This is a genomic window from Actinospineispora spinosispora DSM 44797, from assembly GCF_000429025.1.
GTDB lineage: Bacteria > Actinomycetota > Actinomycetes > Mycobacteriales > Pseudonocardiaceae > Pseudonocardia > Pseudonocardia spinosispora.
Map to the genome: position 1 here is coordinate 39,758 of NZ_AUBB01000026.1, position 20,780 is coordinate 60,537.

Sequence of the window (20,780 nt, forward strand, 5' to 3'; positions counted from 1 at the left end):
CGTTTTGCGGGTCCGGACAGACGACGAGATCTACCGCATCGACGCGGTGTGGCTCGGTCCGCCTCGGGCGACGTTCCCGTGGCGAGCCACTTACTCCAGCTATCTGGTGGGCTTCCTCATCTTCATCTTCGTGCTGTTCATTCAGCGCCGGGTCGGTATCGCGTTCAACATCCTTCCCACCGCGTGGGCGATCGTGATCACCGTTTTCCTCACCAGGCTGGTGTCGCGCAAGGTGAACTACGAGAAGGGTGTGGTCCACCTCTTCCAGCATTTCTGGTACGAGGTGACCGGTCCGAGGGCGAGCACCGCGCACCGCGGCGGCAATGTGCGCAACGAACACGTTCGGGTACGCCGCATGATGCCGCGCGGCAAGCGGCGAGGTGGTCGCTGATGTTCGGTAAGCGCCCGCGCAAGGGCAGGAAACCACCGCCGCGCAAGCAGCCACCCCGCCAGCAACCGCCAAGGCAGCAACCGCCCCGGCAGCAGAGCCAGCGGCCGACGGCGAAGAGCGCGGACGGACGTAAGAGCAAGGCCGCGCGGTCGCTCGCGGGCGAGACCTCGGCGCCGCGCTACCAGCCGAGCATCAACCTGCGCTCGATCGACGGGCACCTGACACGCACCGCCACCCAGGTGATGGCCTGGTACCGGCTGGCGCCGCAGGCCTGGAGCTTCCGCAGCGACAACCAGCGTGAGCTGCTCATCCACCAGATCGCCGCGCAGCTCGGCGAGCTGCAGGGCCGCTGGCTGCACCTGCGGGTCACGACCCGGCCCTACCCGGTGCACATGTGGGCGGAGGCGTTCGACCACAACGCGCTCGGCAGGCCGCCGGACGTCGCCGGCGCACTCGGCTGGGACGGGTTCCTGGAGGGTGAGCAACGGCACCTCATGGGCCTGTCCATGTCGGACAAGGAGGTGTTCCTCGGCGTCGAGGTGTCCGGCAGGGGCACGCTCGACCGCTGGGTGGAACGCACCGCTCCGGTGCTCGGCCGGATCGTCCCGGGCGCCGTGCAGGCGGAGCTCGCCGCGCTGCAGTCCGAGGTGCGCCACGTCGACGAGCTGGTCGCGGGCACCGGGCTGGACGCCGTGCCGGCACTGGCCGACGACCTCGCCTGGCTGATGCACCGCTCGTGCGCGCTCGGTTTGCCCGCGCCCCGGTCGCTCGGCATGACCCCGGGCGGGTCGTCCGCCGCGCGCTGGGAGACCGAGGACCTCGCCGCGTTCACCGACGGCGTCGAGCTGCACCAGGAGCCGTACGCGCCGACGGTGCGGGTCGTCGGGCGGCTACGCAACCAGACGGTGACCAGGCACGTCGCGGTGCTGTCCATCGGGCTGATGGACGGCATGCGGATCCCCGAGGTCGACGACCCGTGGATGCAGCGCAGCGACCGGCTGTCCTTCCCGGTGGAGTGGTCCGCCCGGATGTACATCCGGCGCCCCGAGGACGTGACCGGTGAGCTGCAGCGCCAGATGGGCAAGGTGCGCAGCCAGATCCGGCACTACACCCACGACCACGACCTCGACCCGCCGATGTCACTCGCGCGCCAGGCCGACCGGGTGCTGGAGATCGAGGACGAGCTGAGCAGCGGGCTCACCCAGACCAACACCCGGCTGTACGGCTGGTGGCGGGTCGCGGTGTCCGGCCGGGACGAGGCCGAGGCGGTGTCCCGGGCGCAGCAGCTGCTCGAGGTGTACCGGCCGAAGGTGTCCATCGAGCACCCCGAAGCCCAGTACCGCTACGCCCGCGAGTTCATCCCCGGCGAGCCGCTCGCGTCCACCGCGTACCGCCGCCGCGGCTCGGTGACCTGGGCCGCGGCCGCGGTACCCGCCGCGACCGCGGCCGTGGGTGACCGGCGCGGCATCATGCTGGGCGAGACCTGCACCGCCACCCGGCGCCCGGTCGCGTGGGACCCGTGGATGGCGCAGGAGGTCCGCCGCGCGTCCGGTCTGACCGCGATCGTCGGCGGTCTCGGTTCCGGCAAGTCGTTCCTGACCGGGCTGATCGTCTACAAGTCGCTCCGTGCCGGCGCGCAGTGGACCGTGCTCGACCCGTCCGGTCCGCTCGCCGAGCTGACCCGGCTGCCCGAGCTGGCGCCGTTCTCCCGCAACATCAACCTGCTGCGCGCCGATCCCGGAATCCTCAACCCGTACCGGGTCGTCGCCGAACCGAACATCGAGCATTTCTACGAGGAGGAGGACGCCGAGCGGGCCTGGCGCCGGGAGCGTTCACTCGCCGCCGCGACCCGGCGGCGTCTGGTTCTCGACGTGCTGACCGGGCTGCTGCCCTTCGACGTCGCCCGGCTGCCGCACACCCGGATCGTGCTGCTGCGTGCGGTCCGCGAGGTCGGTGGCGCGCCGGACCGCAACCCGGCGCAGGTCATCGACGTGTTGCGACGGCACGCGAGGGACGGCGAGGACCACGCCGGTGTGGTCGCCGACTTCCTGGAGGAACGCCGCGAGCTGCCGCAGGCCGCGCTGCTGTTCCCGGACCAGACCAGGGAGGACCCGTGGCACGCCGACCGGGAGTACCGGCTGACCGTGCTCACCATGCAGGGCATGACGCTGCCGCGCCCCGGTTCGCCGCGTGAGGAGTGGACCGACGGCGAGCAGCTCGCCGTCGAGCTGCTGAACCTGGCGTCCTGGCTGACCCAGCGCACGATCTACGACGCGAACCGCAACAGCCGCAAGGGCGTCGCGCTGGACGAGTCGCACTTCCTGTCCCAGGTACCGACCGGCAAGGTCCTGATCGACCGGCTGGCCCGCGACTCCCGCAAGTTCAACGTCCGTGCGCTGTTCGCCTCCCAGCTGGCGGGCGACCTGCTGCGGGTGTCCGGGTTCGCGTCGCTGGTCAACGCGGTGTTCGTCGGGCGGACCGACGACGCGGAGGCGCAGGCCGATGCGTTGCGCCTGCTGCGGGTGCCGACCGGGGTGGGCTACGAGGCGATGCTCGGCACACTGTCGCCGAGGCCGCGCCACGACGACCGACCGGACGACACACCGCGCCAGTTCGTGTTCGCCGACGGGCACGGCGGCGTGGAGAAGATCCGGATCGACCTGGAGGCGCCGCACCTGGCGCACCTGGCCGAGGCGCTGGACACCAACCCGGACGCGAACCGGGTGTCGACCTCCGGTCCGGCGGCCCCGGCGCTGGACGGGAACCGTATGGCACCGGCGCTCGGCCGGAGCGAGGCGCCCGCGCTGGGCCGCTCCGCCCCGGCTGAGCTGCCCGCGTCGACCAACGGCCTCACCCGCACCCCGCCACGCCCGCCGGCCGAGCCCTCGATGCACCCGACGGGTGCCCGCCAGTCGCCGCCGCCCGCCGAGTACGACTCCGGCGACGAGCTGGACCTGCTAGATGACCTGGACGAGTTCGACGACCTGGACTATCCGGCGCACACCAGCGAGCGCCCCCGGTGACATCCCCGACCGCCTTCGTGAGTGGTACGGGCGCCTATAGGCGCCCGTACCACTCACGACCTGCGCGCGGCCCGGTCGACCTCGTGAGTGGTGCGTATGGCTATAGCCACACTCAACACTCACGAGCCTGGGGTGGCCGATGATCGCCGTCGGGCTGATCGTGCTGGCCGCGCTGCTCGTCGGACTGCTGCGGCGGCTGCCCCGCCCGCGGGTGCCTGTCCGGGCGCGGCGGATCGTCGTGGTGATCGCGCTGCTGCTCGGGTCGATGCTGCTGGGGCCCTCGGCCTGGGCGGACCCGTTCGACTGCAAGCAGGCGCCCGAACCGGACCGGCCGGGGTCCGGCCTGGTCGGTTCGCTCGACCCGGCGGTCAACGTCGGTGCGCCGAACAGCGTCTACAACGAGGTCGGCTACGCCGGACTGTCCTGGCACACCTACGACCTCGGCTGCGCGGGCTCGGTGTCCGACCCGGCGGTCAACACCGACACCTGGCTCGGCAACCAGACGTTCAACCTGGCCAAGTTCGCCGTCGGTGGCGTCAACTGGGCGCACTACCTGCTGGCCAGAGGCGGTGACGTGCTCACCCCGCTGGACAACGTCATCGAGCAGGGCACCAGGGCGATGTACAACGGCGTGTTCGCCACCTACATCGGTCCCGCGCTGCTGCTGCTCGCGCTGATGATGCTGCTGCTGGCGTTCCGAGGGGACCTGGCGCGGCAGGCCCAGCGCGGCGCCTTCGCGCTGCTCGCGTTGATGCTCGGCGCCGCCGCCTACCTGGCGCCGGTCAACTGGGCGAAGGCCGCCGACGGGCTGCTGCTGGACGGCATCACCCAGATGCAGGAGGGTTTCCTCTCGCCGCTGCACCAGGGCGACGTCAACACGCTGCCGACCGTGCTGACCGACCAGGTCATCTACAACAACTGGCTGCGTGGGGAGTTCGGCACCCCGACCGACCCGAAGGCCGTCGAGCTGGGCCGCGACCTGCTGCGCGCCCAGACCTTCACCAACGACGACGTCTACCAGGGCAAGACCCAGCAGGCCGACGTGGACGCGAAGAAGAAGGCGTTCACCGACATCGCCACCAAGATGGGCGAGCGGTACCCGAACTTTCAGGGCAAGTCGGGCAGTCGCATCGGTGTCGGGGTGCTGGCGGTCATCCAGGCGGTGTGCATCGCACTGTTCCAGCTGATGTCGAAGGTGCTGGTCCTGGTGGCGATGCTGATCCTGCGCCTGATGATCATGACGTTGCCGGCGATCGCGGTTCTCGCGGTGCTGAAGCCCGAGGTACTGCCGACGCTGGCGAAGGTCGCCGGGTCCGCGCTGGTCAACACCCTCGTGGTGGGCGCACTGGCCGGGCTGCACGCGCTGCTCGTGGTGTCGCTGTTCAAGCCGGACAGCGGCATCGACCTCTGGCTGGCGTTGCTGATCACCGGCGTGACGACGGTGATCCTGTGGGCGGTGGCCAGACCGTTCCGACGACTCGTCGCGATGGTGTCGTTGACCCGTGAACAGTTCGGCGGGGTCGTGCCCGGGGTCGGCAGCGGGCCGGTGTCGCGCATGTGGGGCCGGCTGCGTGGTGCCTCCGAGCAGGACGAGCGCCAGACGCGCTGGTGGGACGAACGGCGCAGCGACGTGTCGCGCCCGTCCGACCCGCACGTCCGCAGGCCGGAGACGGTGCAGGCGCAGGCTCAGGCGCGAGTCGTCCCGGAACAGCGGTTCGCCGGTGGCTGGCGGCCCAGCGACCGCACGGCGGTCGACGAGGGTGAGGCGGCGGCGGTCACCGCGCCGTCACGGCGTGCGCTGACCGGCGGGCAGTCCCGGTTGGGCGCGGCGAACAACTACTACCCCGGCGGCGGCTACGGCGGCGGCGCCGACCACACCACGATCGACGAGTCCGTGCTCTACCGCAGGCCCGACGCCGCGTCCGACCGTCCGCACCGCCAACCCGTGCAACCTGAGCTGGTGGACGGCGTGCCGGTCTACCGCATCTACCGCCCGCGCCCGGTCCAGCCGATCTATCCCTACGGCGGCGACCGTGACTGACACAACACGGGTACTTACCGGGAGCCAGCATGCCGATTAGGTCGCCGAAGGGGCGCGGGGCGGCGTACCGGTCGCTGTGGCAGTGGCCGCTGCGCTCGCCGGGCCGGCTGGTGGGCTGTTTCATCGTCCTGCTCGGGCTGATCATCGCGGGCAACTCGCTGCTCGGTCAGGTGTTCCACCGCGGCGCCACCACGGCACCGACCAGCACAGCACCGGCCGTGCCGACGTTCGCCGCGCCGCCACCGGCCGCCGCGCCGACCAGGCTCCCACCGGTCCCCGAGCTACGCCCGACCGTGCTGCCGCCCGCCGAGGCACCGCAGGCCGCGCTGACCGTGGCGACCAGGTGGACCCAGGCGTGGGCCAAACACCCGACCGGGACGAGCACCCAGACCTGGGTGAACGGGCTCAAGCCGTACACCACCGAGGAGTACCTCGGCGTCCTGTCGACGGTCGACCCGACGAACATCCCGGCCAACAAGGTGACCGGTCCCGCGCGCGCCGTCCTGGTCTCGCCCAACTCGGTGCGCGTCGAGATCCCGACCGATGCGGTCAAGCTCGTGGTGCTCGTGGTCAACACGACCGAGGGTGGCAGCACCTGGAAGGTCGCGGGCTACGACAGAGCCGATGACTAGCGCCGATGACTAGCCCCTGGCGCAAGTTCCGCGCGCTGCGGCTGTTGCTGCCGCTGGTCGCGATCGGCATGGGGTTGCTGCTGTTCCTCGGCATCGGCCTGATGATCAGCTTCGGTGGTTTCGGCGGCTCCTCGGCGCGCTCCGGCCCGTGCGCCAGCGGATACGGCCCCGGCTCGGTCTCCGGCGGTCCCGGACGCGGTGTCACCGACGCCTCGCAGCTGTCCGACGAGCAGCGGCAGAACGCCGCGACCATCATCGGGGTCGGCAAGGGCATGGGGCTGCCGCCGAAGGCCTGGCTGGTCGGGCTGGCGACGGCCATGCAGGAATCCGCGCTGCGCAACATCAACTACGGCGACCGCGACTCGCTCGGGTTGTTCCAGCAGCGCCCCTCGCAGGGCTGGGGCAGCCCGTCCGAGGTGACCAACCCGGTGTACGCGGCGACCAAGTTCTTCCAGCACCTGCAGGCGGTGCCCGGTTGGGACCAGCTGCCGGTGACGGTCGCCGCGCAGACGGTGCAGCGGTCCGCGTTCCCGGAGGCCTACGCCCGCTGGGAGGGCCTGGCCGGGCAGCTCGTGCAGACCCTGGCCGACGTGGCGGACCCGCTCGGCTGCGGCGCGGCGGTGAACCTGCCCGAGGGCGTCGTGCGCTCGGCGATCACGTTCGCGCTCAGCGAGCAGGGCAAGCCGTACGTGTGGGGAGCCACCGGGCCGAACGCCTACGACTGCTCCGGCCTTATGCTGCGGGCGTTCCAGTCGGCCGGGATCTTCCTGCCCCGGGTGTCCCGCGAGCAGTACGGTGCCGGTGGTCATGTGCCGCTGAGCGCCGCCCAGCCGGGCGACCTGCTCTTCCTGGCCACCGACCGGAACGACCCGGCAACGATCCACCACGTGATGCTCTACCTGGGAAACAACATGCTCGTCGAGGCGCCCTACAGCGGGAAACCGGTACGCAGCCGTCCGGTCGACTGGAACAACCCCGAGCTGGTGCCGCTGGCCACCCGCCCCGGCGTAGCCCCGAACCCGGCATGAACCGTCCGATCCCCGGACTCCCGCCCTCACCGGGCGAGGAGGATGCCGCGTCGACCACCCCGGTCCGCGACTACGCCGACACCACCTACCCGGGCGCGACGCTCGACTACCTGGTGATCCCGCGTTCGCTCGCGCAGTCGATGCCGCTGGGCTGGCAGAAGCACCTGGTCGGGCTCCTGGACGACCTGCACGACGCCTACAGCAACCTGGAATGGCCCGAGTACCAGGTGATCGCGGCCCGCGAGGAGCTGCTCACCGACCTGGACGAGGAGCAGCTCGCGGCGACCGGCTTCATCGCCGACATCGACGCCGAAGGCGAGCTGGTCTACCGGGACCTGTCCGAACAGCCGGTGCCGGACGCACACACCGTGCGCGTGCTCGCCCCGATCATCGACCCGATCCCACCTGCGGAGGCAGGCCGCATCGACCCCCGACCGGCGGACGACCGCATCAGCTGAGGTCAAACCTCGTGAGTGTTGAGTATGGCTATGGCCACACTCAACACTCACGAGGTTCTGGGCGTTACGAGGCGCGTTCGGCGGCAGCCACGGCGTTGCGGAAGAGCATCGCCACGGTGGTCGGGCCCACGCCGCCCACCCGTGGCGTGATCGCGCCCGCGACCTCGGCGCACGACTCGTCGACGTCCGGCAGCAGCCGGCGGCCCTCGTAGCGGACGCCGCCGCCGATCACCACCGAGCCGGGCTTGACGTGTTCCGGCTTGATGATGCCGGGGACACCGACCGCGGCGACCAGGATGTCCGCGCGGCGGGTGTAGCGGTCCCAGTCCGGCACGCCGGTGTGGACGACGGTGACCGCGGCGTTCGCTGTCGGGCGCTTCTGCGCGAGCAGCATGGCCAGCGGGCGGCCCAGCGTGGCGCCCCTGCCGAGGATGACGACCTCACGGCCGGCCACCTGGATCCCGTGGAACGCCAGCAGCTCCTCGATGCCGGCCGGGGTGCACGGCAGGGGGCCGGGGATGCCGGCGGCGAGCTTGCCCAGGTTGAGCGGGTGCATGCCGTCGACGTCCTTGGCGGGGTCGATCAGCGACAGGGCCGCGTCGTAGTCCAGGTGCTTCGGCGTCGGGTACTGCACGAGCATTCCGTGCACGCCGGGGTCGTTGTTGTAGTTGGTGATGACCTCGGTGAGGTCGTCCTGGGTGGCGGACGCGGGCAGGTGCGTGTGCGGGGACACGAAGCCCAGCTCGGCGGCCTGGCGCTGCTTGATGCGGATGTAGCCGGCGCTCGCGTCGTCGTCGCCGACCAGGATCGTGGCCAGGCTGGGTTCGACACCACGGGCGCGCAGGGCATTGGCGCGCTCGGTGATCTCACCGAAGAGTCGCTCCGCGACGGGCGCGCCGGGCAACAGACGTGCGGTGGCGACAGCGGTCGAGCTGTTTTCAGACATAGGCAGCTGCTCCTCAGCGGCGGCCCAGGCGGTCGACCCCCGCTGGAAGCTCCCCGATGGTTTCCCACCCTCTGGCCGCCAGTCGCGTGTGCCGCCCAGTGTGCCATAGGTAACAACGTAGGACCAATAAACGGATCTTGAGTTCGCACTGGACTCACTGTTGACACTCTGTCTAACATGACAACATGTCTCATAAGGTCGAGGTCGCCGCGGTGCCGCGGACGCGTCGAGTCACCGCCAGTGATGGTGTGTCGCTGGCAGTACAGGAATGTGGTGTCCCGGACGGTCCGGTGATCGTCGCGGTCCACGGCTACCCGGACGACCACACCGTGTGGGACGGGGTCGTCGAGCTACTCGCCAAGAAGTTCCACGTCGTCACCTACGACGTGCGCGGCGCCGGCGCCTCGACCGCGCCGACCAGCCGCGCCGGCTATGCGCTCGACCAGCTGGCCGACGACCTCGGTGTCGTGCTGGACGCCGTGTCGCCGCACCAGCCGGCCCACCTGATCGCGCACGACTGGGGGTCCATCCAGGCATGGCACGCGGTCACCGACGAGCGGTTGGCCACACGCATCGCCTCCTACACCTCGATCTCCGGGCCGTGCCTCGACCACGTGGGGCACTGGTTCCGGTCCCGGTTGCGCCGTCCGGGTGGTGGCCGGTTCCGCGAGCTGGTCCAGCAGGGCCTCTCCTCCGGGTACATCGGCTTCTTCCAGCTGCCGGGAGTGCCAGAGGCGGCCTGGCGCAGCGGCGTGCTTCCCCGCCTGATGCGCCTGCTGAGCAGGGGCGACACCGGGCTGCGGGCACCGAACCCGGACGACGCGATCCGCGGGCTGGAGCTGTACCGGGAGAACATGCGCGGGCACCTGGTCAAGCCGGGCCTGCGTCGCACCACCGTGCCGGTGCAGGTGCTCGCGCCGACCGACGACGCGTTCGTCGGGACGCCGATGCAGTCCGACATCGCCGCCTGGACCACAGAGCCCCGCCTGCGCCGTGTCGTCGGCGGGCACTGGATCGTCCGCAGCCGCCCCGAGGTGATCGCCCGCTGCATCACCGAGCTGGCCGACAACGTCGACGGGGCACCCGCGAGCAACGGGCTGCGCCGGGCGGCCGTCCGCGCCGCTGCCGCCAGCCTTCCCGCCGCGCGTCGGCGCCACCACGGCTCGCTCGTCGTCGTCACCGGAGCCGGCAGCGGCATCGGTCGCGCGACCGCGCTGGCCTTCGCCCAGCGCGGGGCCGATGTGGTGATCGCCGACATCAACCCCGCCGCCGCGTCCGACACCGGCGCCGCCGTGCGTGAGCTGGGTGTGCGTGCCACCGCCTACCAGGTCGACGTGTCGAAGGCCGACGAGATGGCCCGGTTCGCCAAGGAAGTGATCAACGAGTACGGCGTCCCGGACGTCGTGATCAACAACGCCGGCATCGGGATGTCCGGTTCGTTCCTGAACACCTCGGTCGAGGACTGGCAGCGGATCATCGACGTCAACCTGTGGGGCGTCATCCACGGGTGCCGCGAGTTCGGTGCCGCGATGGTCGAGAACGGCGAGGGCGGGCGGATCGTCAACACCGCTTCCGCCGCCGCCTACCTGCCGTCGCGGGCGCTGTCGGCGTACTCGACGACCAAGTCCGCCGTGCTGATGCTCAGCGAGTGCTTGCGCGGTGAGCTCGCCGAGCACAAGATCGGGGTCGTCGCCATCTGCCCAGGTCTCGTCCACACCAACATCACCGCGACCACCAAGTTCGTCGGGTTGGACGACTCCGAGCAGCAGCGTCGCCAGCAGTCCACCACCGCGTTCTACGACAAGCGCAACTACACACCGGAGCGCGCCGCGATCCAGATCGTCCGTGCGACCGAACGCAACACCGCACTCGCCCCGGTGACCCCCGAGGCATGGGCGGCGCTCGCCGCGTCCCGGCTGACCCCGGCGCTCCTGCGCGCCGCCGCCCGGAGGGAGGTGTCGGTGTGAGCAACGAGCTGGCCGACCCGGACAAGGTCTCGCTGCGCCCCCGTGAGGTCGAGTTCGACTGGTCTCAGCTGCCGATGCACTGGGTGCCGAACGACCCGTTCGCCACGCACCTGCTCAACGTGCTGCACCTGCTGCTGCCCGAGGGTGAACGCTGGTTCGTCAAGGTGTTCGCCGAGGCGCTGCCGCTGGTCCGCGACGAGCAGGTCGCCGAGGACGTGCGCGGCTTCATCGGCCAGGAGGCGCTGCACGCCGCGTCGCACCAAGGCGTGCTCGACCACCTCAACACCCACGGGCTGGACACCGAGCCGTACGTGGCCCAGGTCCGGTGGCTGTTCCGCAAGGCGCTGGGGGACCGCGAGTTCACCGGTCGGAAAGCGGCGGCGCGCCGGGATGCGTGGCTCATCGAACGGGTCGCCGGCGTGGCCACCATCGAACACTTCACCGCCGTGCTCGGCGACGCGATCCTGAACGCGCCCGGGCTGGACGCCGCCGGCACCGACCCGGTCATGCTCGACATGCTGCGCTGGCACGGCGCCGAGGAGGTCGAGCACCGCGCGGTCGCGTTCGACCTCTACCAGCACCTCGACGGGCGGTACTGGCCTCGGGTACGGCAGATGATGGTCGTCGCGCCCGGTATGGCGCTGCTGTGGATCCAGGGCGTGCGGTTCCTGATGGCCAACGACCCGACCGGCAAGCGCAAGCCGCGCCTGCGTGACGCGATCCGGCTGCCCCGCTACGGGCTGCCCAGCCTGTTCGCGCTGATCCGGTCCTGTCTGCCGTACCTGCGCCGCGACTACCACCCCAGCCAGCACGGCAGCACCAGCCAGGCCGTGGCCTACCTGGCGAGCTCGCCGGCGGCGATGATCGCCGACGCCCGAGCCGGCCGATGAAGATGACCACCTGGCGGCCCCGCCCCGTGGGTGATGTGGACGATCAGGGGAGCCCACATCGCTCACGGGCGGGGGATGAGTTGCCGCTCGGGCGGCCGAGCGGGGTGTTCCGGGCCGTCGGCGGAGCCGTCCGGGTACTCGACGGGTTGAACCGGTTCGGCAGGCGGCCTCCGGTGCTCGCGGTCGACCGGGACCTGCGGCTCGTCGTCCGTGAGGTGCACGCCGAGGCCAAGGACGTGGTGAGCCTGTGGCTGACCCGCCCCGGCGGCTCCGGGCAGCTGCCCGCCTGGCACCCCGGTGCGCACCTGGACGTCGTGGCGCCCAGCGGCAGGCTGCGCCAGTACTCGCTGTGCGGTGACCCGTCCGACCTGGGCGGCTATCGGATCGCGGTGCGGCGCATCGCCGACGGACTCGGCGGGTCCCGCGAGATGCACGAGCTGCGGCCGGGCGACGAGCTCGTCGTGCGCGGCCCGAGGTCGGCGTTTCCGCTGATCAGAGCTCCGCGCTACCTGTTCGTCGCGGGTGGCATCGGGATCACGCCGATCCTGCCGATGCTGCGGGCGGTCGCCGCGACCGGCGCCGACTGGCAGTTCGTCTACGCGGGCCGGGACCGCGACTCGATGCCGTTCCTCGGCGAGATCTCCCGGCTCGAACAGTCCAGGGTGACGATCCGCACGGACGTCGAGAACGGCGGTCCGCCGACCGGGGCCGAGCTGCTCGGTCATGCACCCGAGGGGGCCACCGGCTACCTGTGCGGGCCACCGCCCATGGTCACCGCATTGCGCGCGGCCATGGACTCGGCGGTGGACAGGGCGGCCCCTCGGCTGGTAGCACTGCACACCGAACGCTTCTCCGCGCCGCCGGTGGTCGGCGGCAGGCCGTTCGTGGTCGAGCTGGCGAGGAGCAGACGACGGTTGGCGGTGCCGGCGGACCGATCGGTGCTGGACGTGGTGAGCGAGGCGGTGCCGACGGTCGCGTACTCGTGCCGGCAGGGGTTCTGCGGGACCTGCCGGACCTCGGTGCTGTCCGGCGACGTCGAACACCACGACCGCGCGTTGACCGAACCGGAACGAGACAGGGAGATGACCATCTGCGTGTCCCGGGCGAAGGGTGATCAGTTGGTGCTCGACCTGTGAGTGACAGCCAGACGAACTGGGACTCCGTGTCGCCCGCGCGCCGGATGAATCCGGAACGTCGTCGCGAGCACCTGATCCAGACGGCGCTGCGGCTGTACGCGGACCAACCACCCGACCTCATCGCGGTGGACGACGTCGCGCGCGCCGCCGACGTGTCCCGCGCGCTGTTCTACCGCTACTTCCCGAACATCAACGAGCTGCGCATGGCCGCGCTGCGCACGGTGGTCGAGGAGATCATCGCGGTCATGACGCCGCCGGAGAACGGCAGTCTGATCGAGCAGGTGCGCTACTCGCTGCACGAGTTCCTCGGGCTCATCCAGACCTACGCGGGCGCCTACGTCGCGCTGCAGCGCACCGGGTCCGTCGTGGCGACCGCGGAGAGCGAAGAGCTGATGAACCGCGTGCGCGACCACATCGTGCGGACGGTCGCGGTCCGGATCGACGCCCGCATGGGTGGAACCGGTGACGCGGCGAGCCCGGCGCCGATGCTGGAGCTCACGATGCGTAGCTGGTTCGCGGTCGTCGAATCGGCCAGTGTCGCGTGGCTCGGCGAGGGCAAGATCGCCCGGGACCGGCTGGAGAACTGGCTGGTTGATCAACTGGTGGCAATGCTCGCGACCACCGCCCGGCACGACCCTGCCACCGCGTCGCAGATGGCCGCCGCGATGCGGAATTCCTACACAAAGTAACTGCGACGCGCCCTCATCAATCTATCGGGTGACGATTCCCTGACCTCTTGATGACCATTGGTAGCTTTCGCCACCAAGTGATCATTCAAGTTGTTGTTGAGGGAGTGCAGTGCCGCGGCTACGTGCTCTGTTTTTCACGCTCACATGCGTGGTCGGTGCAGTACTCGGAACAGCCGGCGCCACCTATGCCGACACCCTGGCCGATTGCATCGGCCACCCGGTGCATGCGGCGTTGCTGGTGCCGCTCGGGGGAGAGGCAAGCCGCGATCTGGCGACCGAGGTGGCGGCCGATGTGGTTGCCGACTCGCCACGCCTGTCGTCGGCCGAGATGGCCTGCGAACAGCGACTCGGCGCGGCGTCGGTCCAGGCGACCCCGATCAAACCGGGGGCACCGCTGATCTCGACCGCGGTCCGGCATGTGCCGAAACCCGGCGAGCCGTCCTCGCCCGGTGTGCTGCATCCGGCGACCGACAAGGCGATGGCGTTGTTGATCGGCTGGATCATGCTGGCGCTGATCGCCGGTGGACTGTGTGCCGGCAGACCCGCTCGTCGACCGGTATCCGACCGACATCCGGCCGTCCGGGCCCGTCGGGCAGCGGCCCGAAGACATCCGGCGGGCAGTAGGCGAGCAGGCTCGCCGAACGCCCGCCAGAACCCCCGCTGCTCACCGAACCGAACCCCGCAACACCGGGCGCCCACCGTCCCCCGCATCCCGATGCAAAGGGTCGGCCCGCCCCGGACAGCCACCAGAGGCAGGTAGCCCCCCCCATCCTTTCCCGCGAGTCGGGGTCCTCAGCACACCGAGTCGGTCGTTTCAGCACACGCCGAGGTGCTCAGATGCCCGACTCGCTGTGCCGAGAGGCCCGACTCGCGGGGAAGGGACGAGTTGACAGGGCGGCTCGCGACGCGCACCGTTCGCGCCATGGTGATGGCGATCACGGACTCCGCGTTCCTGCTCGGCGAATCGCGTGAGCACCCCACGCACGTCGCCCTGCTGCAGCTCTTCCGGCCGCCGCCGGACTCCGGCCCGGAGTACGTGTCGGAGTTCTACCGGGACCTGCTCACCCGCACCGAGGTCTCCGGGACGATGCGTCGCCGCCCGGTGCGCCGCGCGGCGACCCTCGGGCAGTGGAGCTGGGTACGGGACGAGGACGTCGAGCTGGAGTACCACGTCCGGCTGTCCGCGCTGCCCCGCCCCGGCCGGGTCCGTGAGCTGCTGGAGCTGGTGTCCCGGCTGCACGGCTCGCTGCTGGACCGGCACCGGCCGCTGTGGGAGATGAACGTCATCGAGGGCCTCGCCGACGGCAGGTTCGCCGTGTACACGAAGGTCCACCACGCGCTGATGGACGGCGTCACGGCGGTCCGCCGGGTGACCGAGGGCCTCAGTACCGAACGGGACGGCGAGTCGCTGCCGCCCTGGGCACCGTCGGCCCGTGCCCGAGCCGATGGCGGGGCGAAGGGTGACGTGATCGACCAGGCCTGGGGCAGGGTCAAGGGCGTCACACGGATGGCGACCGAGGTCGCCGGCACGCCGGCCGCGCTGACCAAGGCGCTGGTCGACGCTTATCGGGACGGCGCGGCGACACTGCCGTTCGAGGCGCCGAAGACCATGTTCAACGTGCCGATCGGTGGGGCGCGCCGGTTCGCCGCGCAGTCCTGGCCGTTGGACCGGATCCGCGCGGTCGGTGCCAAGGCCGATGCGACGATCAACGACGTCGCGGTCGCCATGTGCGCCGGTGCGCTGCGGCGCTACCTCATCGACCAGGACGCGCTGCCGGATCGCTCGCTCGTCGCGATGCTGCCGGTCTCGCTGCGCGCCGCGGACACGGCCGGGTCCTCGGAGGGCAACGCGGTCGGCGCGATCCTGTGTGACCTGGCCACCGACCAGCCGGATCCGTCGGTGCGGCTGGCCAGGATCCGGGCGTCCACCCGGCACGCCAAGGCGATGCTGTCGGGCTTGAACCCGACCGAGATCGTGGCGCTCGCCTCGGTGCTCGTCGCGGGGCTCGCGGTCGCCCCGGTGCCCGGCCTGAGGGGCATGGTCCCTCCGCCGTTCAACCTGATCATCTCGAACGTCCCCGGCAGCCGCGAGAAGCTCTACTGGAACGGCGCCGAGCTGGTCGAGAGCTACCCGCTGTCCATCCCCGCCGAGGGCCAGGCGGTGAACATGACGTTGACCAGCTACGCGGGCCAGCTGTCCTTCGGCATCACCGGTTGTCGGCGCACCGTCCCCCACCTGCAACGCCTGCTGGACCACCTGGACGCGGAGCTCGACGCACTGGAGGCGTAGGGGTCGGAGTTCGGCTCGCCGGTTCTCGGGGTGTCCCCGCTGGCCATTCAGTGTCTTGGCGTGGGTGGGTGGTATCAACCCCCCGCCTCGCCGGCCTCGCACGGGTTCCTGGTTGCGCGGGTTCGGGGGCGAGGTTTCAGGGTTGACACCACCCACCCACGCCAAGTGCGGGCCAGGATCGCGGGGACGGGGGCAGTCTGCGCGCCCAGAGGGTCACGGCTGCGCCGCGCCCCGCCGGTTGCAGTGCGCCCCGGGAGGGGTGGGGGCGGGGTGACTTCGCAGAGCTTCGTGTCGTGTCGCAGATGTTGCAACATCTGCGACACAACACGAGCCTCTGCGAGGTGCGCCAGAACCTCTGCGAAGTGCGCCCGCTCCGCTCCGCCCGCTCCGCGAGTCTCCCCGAAGGGGGTTCAGTGCGAAGCACTGCACAAAACGCACCAGGCGAAGCAGAACGCGACCAGACAGACGCGCGTCAAGCGAGGGCAGCGAAGCCGGAGCGAAGCGACCGGCGAAGCCGCCCAAGTTTCCGGTTGCGGGCCCCCGGAGCGAAGCGGAGCGGGGTCCCAACCGGAAACTTTCGACGCGCGAGGGCCCGCCGGTTATCGACAAGCAGAATCCACCTGCACCGAGCGGTGTGGGTCGAAGTACGCGTCGGTGGGGTCGGGGTCGCGGAAGTCGGGGGCGGTGTTGCGTGCGTGCGGGGGTGCGGGGGCGGTGAGGCCGCGGGTCGAGGCGGTGCAGTCCATGCCGTGCCAGTAGCCCGTGGATGCGCCGAGGTACATGCCGCGCGAGGTGGGCCGCAGGTTCTTGGCCAGCGGGAACATCCAGTGCGTCTCGGAGTGCAGCACGACGACACCGGACGGCTGGTCGAACGCGTAGGCCCACACGTAGTTGCTGGTCACGTCCAGTGCGGGCAGGCCGTTCCAGTCGACCCGGGCGTAGCTGAGGCGCCCGTTGACCCGGGGTGGACCGGCGAGCACGGTGCCGGGGGCGAGGCGGATCATGGTGGTCCCGTAGTCGCCGTCGGCGAGCATCGAGCGCACCGTGCCGGCGCTGTCCGGTGCGAGCAGCGACAGCAGCGTGGCGGGGTCGTGTCCGACGAGGAGCCGGTCGTCGAGGTAGGACGCCTCGAGCGCGGACTTGACCTGGCGCAGCGCGCCGTCGACCTGTGCCGCGGTCATGCCTTCGACGGCGGTGGCTTCGGGGAGCACCAGTCCGTCGGGGGCGGTGGGGAAGTTCGCGGCCGGGGTGGTCTGGAACGGGTCGGTCGAGGTGACGAGCGGCAGCCATTGCGCGCGGCTGACCCAGAGGCCGGCGGCGGTCATCACCAGTAGGACGAGTGCGATCAGGCGGTTGCGGTCCCGGTTGCGGTGGACTTCGCGCAGTCCCGCGGAGACCGCGGCGAGGTCGTGGAGCTCATCGGTGCTGACCGGGTTGAGGAGCTTGCGTGGATGGTGGATGGTCACAGATGTCGGTCCGAGCTGTCGGTTCGAATGGGGGAACGTTGTGACTCATCGTCACAACGTCGCGGGCCTGGTGGGACCGCCATTCGGCGCATTTACGCGGTAGTAACCCCACATGGCCCAGTGCAATCGTGACACTCTGTATCCGAGCGCGCGGGTTTCTCGCACATCCGATCGTGGCCTTTTCTTGACTTAGTCCAGAAAAGGTGGTGGGTTGGAGTCATGCCCCAGCCCGAGCACGGTGTCACCACCGACGGCGCGCGACAGATGTTGCGCACCGCCGGCATGCGGGTGACGGCGGCTCGGATGGCGGTACTGGAGGTTCTCGGCGAGCACCCGCACGCCACCGCGGACACCGTGGCGAAGCTGGTCGCCACCCGGCTCGGCTCGGTGTCCAAACAAGCGGTGTACGACGTGCTCGCCGCATGCACCGGCGCCGGGCTACTGCGGCGCATCGAGCCGGCGGGCTCCGCCGCCCGGTTCGAGACCCGGATCGGCGACAACCATCACCACCTGGTCTGCCGCCGATGCGGACGCACCGAGGACGTGGACTGCACGGTCGGCCAGCGGCCGTGCCTGACCCCGAGCGACGACGCGGGCTTTGCGGTCGAGGAAGCAGAGATCGTGTTCTGGGGTCTCTGCCCGGATTGCCAAGGACAAGGCACCATCCACCACCACAACACGAAGGAGCTGCAGTCGTGACCGACACGCGGCCAACCACGACAGACGCCGGCATCCCGGTACCCAGCGACGAGCATTCGCTCACCGTCGGCCCGGACGGCCCGATCCTGCTCCAGGACTCCTACCTGATCGAGCAGATGGCGAACTTCAACCGGGAGATCATCCCGGAGCGCCAGCCGCACGCCAAGGGCGGCGGCGCGTTCGGTCGCTTCGAGGTGACGAACGACGTCAGCGCCTACACCAGCGCCGCGGTCTTCCAGCCCGGCGCGAAGACCGAGGCCGTCGTGCGGTTCTCCACCGTCGCGGGCGAGCGCGGCACCCCGGACACCTGGCGTGACCCGCGCGGCTTCGCGGTGAAGCTCTACACGTCAGAGGGCAACCTGGACATCGTCGGCAACAACGTGCCGATCTTCTTCATCCGGGACCCGCTGAAGTTCCAGCACTTCATCCGCTCGCAGAAGCGCCGCAAGGCCAACAACCTGCGCGACCACGACATGCAGTGGGACTTCTGGACGCTGGTGCCCGAGTCGGCGCACATGCTGTCCTGGCTGATGGGCGACCGGGGCATCCCGAAGACCTGGCGCCACATGAACGGCTACAGCAGCCACACCTACAGCTGGGTCAACGCGAACGGCGAGAAGTTCTGGGTCAAGTACCACTGGAAGACCGACCAGGGCATCGAGTTCCTCACCCAGGAAGAGGCGGACCGCATCGCCGGCCAGGACGCCGACTTCCACCAGCGCGACCTGTACACCAGCATCGAGAACGGTGACCACCCGTCCTGGTCGCTGAAGATGCAGATCATGCCGTTCGAGGACGCGAAGACCTACCGGATCAACCCGTTCGACCTGACCAAGGTGTGGCCGCACAGCGACTACCCGCTGATCGACGTCGGCACGCTGACCCTGGACCGCAACGTCGAGGACTACTTCACGCAGATGGAGCAGGCCGCGTTCGAGCCGAACAACCAGGTCGCCGGCACCGGTCTGAGCCCGGACAAGATGCTGCTCGCCCGCGGCTTCTCCTACTCCGACGCGCACCGCGCCCGGCTCGGCGTCAACTACCGGCACATCCCGGTCAACGCGCCGAAGTCCCCGGTGCACAGCTACTCCAAGGACGGCGCCGGACGGCAGATCAACGGCTCCGACCCGGTGTACGCGCCGAACTCCTACGGCGGCCCGAAGGCCGACGCCGGCAAGACCAACGAGGTCCTGTGGCAGTCCGACGGCGAGATGGTCCGCCAGGCCTACACGCTGCGCGAGGACGACGACGACTGGACCCAGGCGGGCATCATGGTCCGTGAGGTCCTCGACGACGAGCAGCGCGCGAGGCTGGTCGGCAACGTGGCGGGCCACCTGCTGGGCGGCGTGTCCGAAAAGGTGCTGGTGCGCGCGTTCGAGTACTGGAAGAACATCGACAAGGAACTAGGCGACAAGATCGAGCAGGCGGTACGAAACGGCACGTGAGTGGCAAGGGCGTCTACCCCGAAGGAGCGCGAAGCGTAGGCGCTCGGGGCACTCACGACAGCTTTTCAGTCGTGAGTGTTCCGGGCGCCTATAGGCGCCCTTGCCACTCACGAGTCGACGGCGAAGCCGAGATGCCTTGGACTCGACCACAAGGCGAAGCGACACCAGCCGTCACCGGCCCCCGTTCCCTAGCTGGGAACGGGGGCCGGTTCGCGTACGCGGTGTGGCCTGTGGCCAGTGGGGCCACCGCGCGCGAGGGGATCAGCCGAAGGCCTCCTCCAGGGCGGTCAGCTCGGTGTCCAGGTGGTCGAGCATGCGTTGCATGTGCGGGACGCTGCGGCGGCACGCGACCAGGCCGAAGGACAGCTGGCCCGCGTAGCTGATCAGGGTCATGTTCAGTGCCTGACCGTCGGCGATGACCGACATCGGATAGCCCTCGGTCAGTTGCGCGCCGTTGAAGTACAGGGGCTCGCGGCTGCCCGGCACGTTCGAGATGATCACGTTGAACGCCGGCGGCAGACCGGGTACGGCACTGAACAGCACCCCGCCCGCGGTGGCCAGCGTCATCAGGCCCATCTCGGTCGAGTTCATGCCGGCCAGGATCGTCTTGGCGTTCTTCGTCGACTTGTGGATCTTCGCCAGGCGCACCGCCGGGTCGGCCTCGTCGGTGGCCAGCTCGCACAGGATGCCACCGACCGCGTTCTCGTCCGACCGGCTGAGGTTGCCGGCCAGCGACGTGCCGCGCATCGACACCGGCAGCAGCGCGACCAGCGAGCGGTCCGGCAGCTCACCGGCGTCGAGCAGGTAGCGCCGCAGCGCGCCGGAGCACATGGCCACCGCGACGTCGTTGACCGTCGCGCCGGACTGGGCACCACCCTTGGCCGCCTTGGCGACGGCGCGCACCCGGTCCAGCGGCCAGGTCTGGGCCGCGACCCGGCGGGCGCCGCCGATCTTCACGTTGAGCATCGACTTGGGTGCCTGGAACGGCAGCGCCGCCGTCTCGTCGCGGATCGTGCTGGTCAGCGCCTTGAACAGGGCGGGCTGGGCGGAGACCAGGTTGCCCGCCATCTGCGTCGTGTCGCGTAGACGGCCCCACGTGGAGTTGATGACCGAGCTGACCAGGCCCTCCGGCTCCTCCTCCGCTGCCTTCGCGGCGGCGGGCCCGTGCGGCGCCCACGGCGGCTGCGCGGTGCCGTCGGCGTTCAGGGTCAGCCCGGCGGTCAGCCGTTGCATACCCGCTACGCCGTCCATCAGCGCGTGATGCAGCTTCGTGAACACGCCGAACCGGCCGTCCGCGAGGCCCGCGATCACGTGGCACTCCCACAGCGGGCGCTGCCGGTCCAGCAGTGTGCCGTGCAGCCGGGAGACGAGCTCGAGCAGCTCACGGACCCTGCCGGGATGTGGCAGTGCGGACAGGCGCACGTGGTATTCGAGGTCAACCTCGTCGTCCTCGGTCCAGGACCACTGACCGAGGCTCGACATGCTGCGCACCGGACGGCGGCGCATGAGCGGGTCGACGGCGGTGTGCGTCAGTAAGGAGCGGTAGAACTCGGAGACGTACTCGGGTCCCGAGCCCTCCGGGGGCTGGAAGAGCTGCAGCTTTGCGAAGTGAGTGGGGTGCTCACGGGATTCGATGTTCATGAAAACCGAATCCATCACGGCCATGGGCATAGTGCCCG

General features: G+C 70.3%; 17 protein-coding genes and 1 riboswitch. Of the genes, 14 read left to right on the forward strand and 3 right to left on the reverse strand.

Annotated elements, in window-relative coordinates:
- Positions 1-4: 4 nt before the first annotated feature.
- From G406_RS46430 to G406_RS46450, 6 genes are all read left to right on the forward strand, one after another.
- Positions 5-391 carry a hypothetical protein gene (locus G406_RS46430; RefSeq protein WP_051341993.1) on the forward strand — a complete coding sequence of 129 codons (387 nt, stop codon included), beginning with the start codon at positions 5-7 and terminating at the stop codon, positions 389-391.
- The gene (locus G406_RS46435; RefSeq protein WP_084216007.1) at positions 391-3,414 is read left to right on the forward strand and encodes an ATP-binding protein; all 3,024 of its coding nucleotides are present in this window, start codon (positions 391-393) and stop codon (positions 3,412-3,414) included. The genes G406_RS46430 and G406_RS46435 overlap by 1 nt, the downstream gene beginning before the upstream one ends.
- 139 nt (positions 3,415-3,553) lie before the next feature.
- Positions 3,554-5,455, forward strand: a complete 1,902-nt coding sequence (locus tag G406_RS46440) for a hypothetical protein (protein ID WP_051341994.1) — start codon at positions 3,554-3,556, stop codon at positions 5,453-5,455.
- 29 nt (positions 5,456-5,484) lie between these two features.
- Positions 5,485-6,087, forward strand: coding sequence for a hypothetical protein (locus G406_RS0112380; protein ID WP_028934078.1), 603 nt, complete (start codon positions 5,485-5,487; stop codon positions 6,085-6,087).
- A gap of 5 nt (positions 6,088-6,092) precedes the next feature.
- The gene (locus tag G406_RS46445) at positions 6,093-7,115 is read left to right on the forward strand and encodes a C40 family peptidase (RefSeq protein WP_037076284.1); all 1,023 of its coding nucleotides are present in this window, start codon (positions 6,093-6,095) and stop codon (positions 7,113-7,115) included.
- Positions 7,112-7,573: a hypothetical protein gene (locus G406_RS46450; protein WP_051341995.1), complete on the forward strand. Its 462-nt coding sequence runs from the start codon at positions 7,112-7,114 to the stop codon at positions 7,571-7,573. Before G406_RS46445 ends, G406_RS46450 begins: the two co-directional genes overlap by 4 nt.
- Before the next feature lie 64 nt (positions 7,574-7,637).
- Here the strand turns inward: G406_RS46450 and G406_RS0112395 are convergent, their stop codons facing one another.
- Positions 7,638-8,519 carry a bifunctional 5,10-methylenetetrahydrofolate dehydrogenase/5,10-methenyltetrahydrofolate cyclohydrolase gene (locus G406_RS0112395; RefSeq protein WP_028934079.1) on the reverse strand — a complete coding sequence of 294 codons (882 nt, stop codon included), beginning with the start codon at positions 8,517-8,519 and terminating at the stop codon, positions 7,638-7,640.
- A 15-nt stretch (positions 8,520-8,534) separates the two neighbouring features.
- Positions 8,535-8,615, reverse strand: a riboswitch (ZMP/ZTP riboswitch).
- 89 nt (positions 8,616-8,704) lie between these two features.
- Here G406_RS0112395 and G406_RS0112400 point away from each other — a divergent pair.
- The 6 genes from G406_RS0112400 to G406_RS0112425 all read left to right on the forward strand — a co-directional run bounded on the left by G406_RS0112400 (position 8,705) and on the right by G406_RS0112425 (position 15,491).
- Positions 8,705-10,486: an SDR family oxidoreductase gene (locus tag G406_RS0112400; RefSeq protein WP_051341996.1), complete on the forward strand. Its 1,782-nt coding sequence runs from the start codon at positions 8,705-8,707 to the stop codon at positions 10,484-10,486.
- A complete protein-coding gene (locus G406_RS0112405) occupies positions 10,483-11,376 on the forward strand; it encodes a metal-dependent hydrolase (protein ID WP_028934081.1) in 894 nt (297 codons plus the stop codon). Before G406_RS0112400 ends, G406_RS0112405 begins: the two co-directional genes overlap by 4 nt.
- Before the next feature lie 80 nt (positions 11,377-11,456).
- Positions 11,457-12,512 carry a PDR/VanB family oxidoreductase gene (locus G406_RS0112410; RefSeq protein WP_028934082.1) on the forward strand — a complete coding sequence of 352 codons (1,056 nt, stop codon included), beginning with the start codon at positions 11,457-11,459 and terminating at the stop codon, positions 12,510-12,512.
- Positions 12,509-13,201 (forward strand): TetR/AcrR family transcriptional regulator, encoded by a 693-nt coding sequence (locus tag G406_RS46455; protein WP_051341997.1) that lies wholly within the window; start codon positions 12,509-12,511, stop codon positions 13,199-13,201. Before G406_RS0112410 ends, G406_RS46455 begins: the two co-directional genes overlap by 4 nt.
- Positions 13,202-13,349: 148 nt before the next feature.
- The gene (locus tag G406_RS56765; RefSeq protein ID WP_156934817.1) at positions 13,350-13,961 is read left to right on the forward strand and encodes a hypothetical protein; all 612 of its coding nucleotides are present in this window, start codon (positions 13,350-13,352) and stop codon (positions 13,959-13,961) included.
- 162 nt (positions 13,962-14,123) lie between these two features.
- Positions 14,124-15,491 carry a WS/DGAT/MGAT family O-acyltransferase gene (locus G406_RS0112425; protein ID WP_037076287.1) on the forward strand — a complete coding sequence of 456 codons (1,368 nt, stop codon included), beginning with the start codon at positions 14,124-14,126 and terminating at the stop codon, positions 15,489-15,491.
- Between the two features lie 599 nt (positions 15,492-16,090).
- Here the strand turns inward: G406_RS0112425 and G406_RS53905 are convergent.
- Entirely contained in the window at positions 16,091-16,957 is an 867-nt protein-coding gene (locus tag G406_RS53905; protein WP_028934085.1) for a hypothetical protein, read from the reverse strand.
- Between the two features lie 219 nt (positions 16,958-17,176).
- Between G406_RS53905 and G406_RS46465 the strand changes: the two genes are divergently transcribed.
- Together G406_RS46465 and G406_RS0112440 are read left to right on the forward strand one after the other, a co-directional pair.
- The gene (locus G406_RS46465; protein WP_051341998.1) at positions 17,177-17,656 is read left to right on the forward strand and encodes a Fur family transcriptional regulator; all 480 of its coding nucleotides are present in this window, start codon (positions 17,177-17,179) and stop codon (positions 17,654-17,656) included.
- Positions 17,653-19,101 carry a catalase gene (locus G406_RS0112440; RefSeq protein WP_028934086.1) on the forward strand — a complete coding sequence of 483 codons (1,449 nt, stop codon included), beginning with the start codon at positions 17,653-17,655 and terminating at the stop codon, positions 19,099-19,101. The genes G406_RS46465 and G406_RS0112440 overlap by 4 nt, the downstream gene beginning before the upstream one ends.
- A 261-nt stretch (positions 19,102-19,362) precedes the next feature.
- Here G406_RS0112440 and G406_RS0112445 read toward each other — a convergent pair whose 3' ends face one another.
- Positions 19,363-20,772, reverse strand: coding sequence for a WS/DGAT/MGAT family O-acyltransferase (locus G406_RS0112445; protein ID WP_037076290.1), 1,410 nt, complete (start codon positions 20,770-20,772; stop codon positions 19,363-19,365).
- Between the last annotated feature and the right edge of the window lie 8 nt (positions 20,773-20,780).

Bases quoted from the DNA above. Each gene is read 5' to 3' on its own strand.
- G406_RS46450 (WP_051341995.1), top strand. From the start codon at position 7,112: ATGAACCGTCCGATCCCCGGACTCCCGCCCTCACCGGGCGAGGAGGAT.
- G406_RS0112425 (WP_037076287.1), top strand. From the start codon at position 14,124: ATGGTGATGGCGATCACGGACTCCGCGTTCCTGCTCGGCGAATCGCGT.
- G406_RS46440 (WP_051341994.1), top strand. From the start codon at position 3,554: ATGATCGCCGTCGGGCTGATCGTGCTGGCCGCGCTGCTCGTCGGACTG.
- G406_RS46465 (WP_051341998.1), top strand. From the start codon at position 17,177: ATGCCCCAGCCCGAGCACGGTGTCACCACCGACGGCGCGCGACAGATG.
- G406_RS0112400 (WP_051341996.1), top strand. From the start codon at position 8,705: ATGTCTCATAAGGTCGAGGTCGCCGCGGTGCCGCGGACGCGTCGAGTC.
- G406_RS0112395 (WP_028934079.1), bottom strand. From the start codon at position 8,519: ATGTCTGAAAACAGCTCGACCGCTGTCGCCACCGCACGTCTGTTGCCC.
- G406_RS0112380 (WP_028934078.1), top strand. From the start codon at position 5,485: ATGCCGATTAGGTCGCCGAAGGGGCGCGGGGCGGCGTACCGGTCGCTG.
- G406_RS0112445 (WP_037076290.1), bottom strand. From the start codon at position 20,772: ATGCCCATGGCCGTGATGGATTCGGTTTTCATGAACATCGAATCCCGT.
- G406_RS46435 (WP_084216007.1), top strand. From the start codon at position 391: ATGTTCGGTAAGCGCCCGCGCAAGGGCAGGAAACCACCGCCGCGCAAG.
- G406_RS46445 (WP_037076284.1), top strand. From the start codon at position 6,093: ATGACTAGCCCCTGGCGCAAGTTCCGCGCGCTGCGGCTGTTGCTGCCG.